General features: G+C 63.0%; 4 protein-coding genes and 2 pseudogenes. 4 read left to right on the top strand and 2 right to left on the bottom strand.

Translation table 11 applies throughout. From position 1 onward, the window contains the following. The 4 genes and pseudogenes from EOA85_RS30045 to EOA85_RS30030 form a co-directional block, all read left to right on the top strand. Positions 1-783, top strand: a pseudogene (locus tag EOA85_RS30045) (helicase); the annotation flags it as partial. Between the two features lie 14 nt (positions 784-797). Then, on the top strand, positions 798-1,184 hold the full coding sequence (locus EOA85_RS30040; RefSeq protein ID WP_029348806.1) for an RNA-binding S4 domain-containing protein: 387 nt from the start codon (positions 798-800) through the stop codon (positions 1,182-1,184). A gap of 226 nt (positions 1,185-1,410) precedes the next feature. Further along, positions 1,411-1,749 (top strand): ferredoxin FdxA, encoded by a 339-nt coding sequence (fdxA, locus tag EOA85_RS30035; protein WP_023762879.1) that lies wholly within the window; start codon positions 1,411-1,413, stop codon positions 1,747-1,749. 470 nt (positions 1,750-2,219) lie between these two features. Then, positions 2,220-2,801, top strand: a complete 582-nt coding sequence (locus EOA85_RS30030) for a CarD family transcriptional regulator (protein WP_027152934.1) — start codon at positions 2,220-2,222, stop codon at positions 2,799-2,801. A gap of 101 nt (positions 2,802-2,902) precedes the next feature. Here EOA85_RS30030 and EOA85_RS30025 read toward each other — a convergent pair whose 3' ends face one another. Continuing rightward, the gene (locus tag EOA85_RS30025; protein WP_127212161.1) at positions 2,903-3,676 is read right to left on the bottom strand and encodes an amino acid ABC transporter ATP-binding protein; all 774 of its coding nucleotides are present in this window, start codon (positions 3,674-3,676) and stop codon (positions 2,903-2,905) included. After that, positions 3,673-3,787 (bottom strand): annotated as a pseudogene (locus tag EOA85_RS39445) (cysteine ABC transporter permease); the annotation flags it as partial. The pseudogene EOA85_RS39445 and the gene EOA85_RS30025, both read right to left, overlap by 4 nt.

The following is a 3,787-nucleotide window of genomic DNA, read 5'->3' as shown; positions in this document are numbered from 1 at the left end:
GCCGAAGCCCCTGCGGAACCCTCCACCGAAGGTGAAGCGGAGCCTGTCGCGAAAGCTCAGCGGGAAACTCCGGCTGAGATCACGGAAGAGGAGCTGCCTGCAGCCGAAGCCGCAGCCGAAGCGCCTCCGGTATCAGCGGCTCAGCCAGAGGCAGAACTCGAAACCGCCGAGGTTGAAGTCGCATCGGCGGAGCCGGCCTCCGAAGCCTCGCCTGCAACGGAAGCAGTGTCGGCCGAACCTGCCGCGACGGCGGAAGCCGCCACTGGCGAGGCTGCTCCCCAGGCCGAGAAAGAAGCCGAGGAACCAAAGCCCATTCTGTTGTGGCGGCAGGGCCGCTTCGACCAGCGCCCGCGCCACCGCCACCATGATAACCGGCCCCGTGATAGGGACAATCGCCCGCGCAACGGGCAAGCCGCGCGCGATGGCCGTGGCGACGCACCGGCAGATGCCACCGGCGGACAACCGGTCGGCGCTCCAGGCAGCCGGCCCGCCCATGAAGGACGCCGCGACGGCGCCGGCAAACCGCGCTTCGACCGCAGCAAGTTCAAGCCCAAGCCCCAGGGCGAGACGGGAGAGCGGCGCGACGGCAAGCCGCAGGGCGAGCGTTCCGATCGTCGCGAAAGCCGGCCCGACTGGAAGGGCGGCAGGCCGGAGGGCAAGGGTGGCGCGCCCGGTGGAAAACCCGCGTTCCAGCCGAAGCCGCGCGAGGAGCGTCCCGTGCGCTTCGACCCGGATTCCCCCTTCGCCAAGCTCGCCGCGTTGCGCGACCAGCTGAAGAAGTAGGTTCGCTCGCTCCGATGGTCGCTGATGCCCGCCAGCGCATCGACAAATGGCTGTTCTTTTCGCGTGCGGTGAAATCGCGCTCGCTTGCAGCGAAGCTGGTGGTGGCCGGACGCGTCCGCATCAATCGCGACAAAGCAGCGCAGGCCTCCGATCTGGTCCGCGCCGGCGACGTCCTGACCATCACTCTCGAGCGGCGCATCTTCGTCTGGAAGGTGCTCGGCACGGGAAGCCGGCGCGGCCCCGCAGAGGAAGCGCGCTTGCTCTATGAGGATATGTCGCCACCGCCGGTGCCAAAAGGCGAGGCCGTTCCCGATGCGATTCCCGCACTGCGCGATGCCGGCAGCGGCCGCCCCACCAAGAAGGAACGCCGGGAGACCGACCGGCTGCTCGGCGATGACTGACGCATAACTGGCTTTCGTCGCATGGCCGTCTGGAATTCCATTCCGGAAACGCCGGTATCGCGCGCAATGGCTGCTCTTGCAAGCGGCGGGCAAAGACGTTACCTCACCAAAAAAGCCTACCGCATTGGGGAACACGATGCGTGAATTCAAAGCGTTGGAGCGTGCATTTGTGCGTCCGATTGGACGCACCTCGCTCTGATAAAACGTGACGTCCCGGAGCCGACTGATGACCTATGTCGTGACCGATAATTGCATAAAATGCAAATACATGGACTGCATCGAGGTCTGTCCGGTCGACTGTTTCTATGAGGGCGAGAACATGCTCGTCATCCATCCCGACGAGTGCATCGACTGTGGCGTCTGCGAACCGGAATGCCCGGCCGACGCGATCAAGCCTGACACCGAGCCGGGGCTCGACAAATGGCTGCAGATCAACACCGAATATGCCGATAAATGGCCCAACATCACCGCCAAGAAGGAGCCTCCGGCCGACGCCAAATCCTTCGATGGCGAGGCCGGCAAGTTCGAGAAGTATTTCTCCCCCGAGCCCGGCGAGGGCGACTAGCGCCTGACTCCGAAAATCGGAATCGATTTTCGAAAAGTATCATGCGCAAGATCAAAACTGTCACAGCGTCCCGTGCACGTCCAAAACGGGCGCGTGGCGCTGTAACGGCGACGCCGATTTGATCGGCATGACGCGGCGTAATAGGCACCGCACATTAACTGCCTTGATAGCGGAGATCGCGCTTGACCTTCGCGCGTGCAGCAAAACCTTGATTCTTCCGACTTTTTGTGCTATATCAGCCAAACATGCCGGTGACACAACGTCGATTTATGGCGCAAACGCCCCAAATCACTGAAAGGTGAATTTCTCAATCCGGACCAGAGTGATCTGGGGCAGGCAGTCGCAATTGTGCGGCTTGCCGACCTCGGCTTTTCCGGTGGTTTCGTAGTTGTGCGGCTAACGATCGGTTACCCGATCGCGCGAGTTCGGCCGGCAGAATGCCGGTACCACACCAAGGAGTTCATGGCGTAATGGCAACAATCACCCCGCAGAAGAAGTCCAGCGCAGCGCGTCACGGTTTTAAGACCGGCGAGTACATCGTCTATCCGGCGCATGGCGTCGGCCAGATCGTCTCGATCGACGAGCAGGAAGTTGCGGGCCACAAGCTGGAACTGTTCGTCATCGACTTCCAGAAGGACAAGATGCGTCTGAAGGTTCCGGTTGCCAAGGCGACCTCCATCGGCATGCGCAAGCTGTCGGAAGAGGATTATGTCGATCGCGCGCTGAAGGTCGTGCAGGGCCGCGCCCGCGTCAAGCGCACCATGTGGTCGCGCCGGGCTCAGGAATATGATGCGAAGATCAATTCCGGCGACCTGATCTCGATCTCGGAAGTGGTGCGCGACCTCTACCGCGCCGACAACCAGCCGGAGCAGTCCTATTCCGAGCGCCAGCTTTATGAGGCGGCACTCGACCGCATGGCGCGCGAGATCGCGGCCGTCAACCGCATGTCGGAAACCGAGGCGGTGCGCCTCATCGAGGTGAACCTCAACAAGGGTCCGAAACGCGGCGCCAAGGCCGACAACGAAGAAGCCGAGCAAGAAGAAGCTGCCTGAGCGCTTCTCGCCCTCGAATTGGAAAACCCGGCCTCGCGCCGGGTTTTTCTTTGTATGCATGTCGTTATCCCAAACCGCTACGAACTTTTAGGCGACATGCATTAACCTTCGCCGCCTCCTTCCTTCTCTGCCTCCTGCTTCAGTGTCGCGATGAACCGCCTGGTTCGCTGGCGCTCCGGATTGCTGAACAGGACAGCGGCGGGGCCTTTCTCGACGACGCTGCCGGCGTCGAGGAACACCACCTCCTGCGCGATCTTCGATGCGAGGCGCAGGTCGTGCGTCGCGATCACCATGGTGGTCCCCTCGCGGGCGAGCTGGCTGAGCACGTCGACCACCTCCTGCGCCAGTTCCGGATCGAGCGCCGAGGTCGGCTCGTCGCACAACAGCACTTTCGGCGATGGCGCCAGCGCCCGGGCGATCGCAACGCGTTGCTGCTGGCCGCCTGACAGCGTCGCCGGCCAGGCATCGGTCTTATGCGCCATCCCGACCTTTTCGAGCAGAGCGAGCCCCCGCTCGCGCGCCCTCGTCGTCGGCCATTTCAGCACCGTCACCAGCCCCTCCATGACATTCTCGATCGCGGTGCGGTGTGGGAACAGCTGGAAATTCTGGAACACCATGCCCGTCTGCAGCCGCAGGCGCCGGATGGCCGTTGCGGAAACCTTGCCGCCGGGGTGGAATTCGAGCGCGTCGTCGCCGATGCGCACCGTGCCCGAAGTCGGGATCTCAAGCAGGTTGATACAGCGCAGAAGCGTGCTTTTCCCGCCGCCCGAGGGACCGACAAGGGCTGTGACGCTGCCTTCTTCGATGGTGACGGTCACGCCCTTCAGCACGAGGTTGTCGCCGAAGCGCTTCTCGATGTCGGTGAGGCCGATCATGAACGCGCCTCCAGGAAGCCGCCATAGCGGTTAAGTCGCTTTTCCAAGCGCGTCTGCAATGCCGACAGCACCGAGCTCAGCGCCAGATACAGGGCCGCCGCCTCAATATAG

The sequence above is a fragment of the Mesorhizobium sp. M5C.F.Ca.IN.020.29.1.1 genome (genome assembly GCF_003997375.1).
Lineage (GTDB): Bacteria > Pseudomonadota > Alphaproteobacteria > Rhizobiales > Rhizobiaceae > Mesorhizobium > Mesorhizobium wenxiniae.
This window is presented reverse-complemented; position numbering and strand designations above follow the sequence as displayed.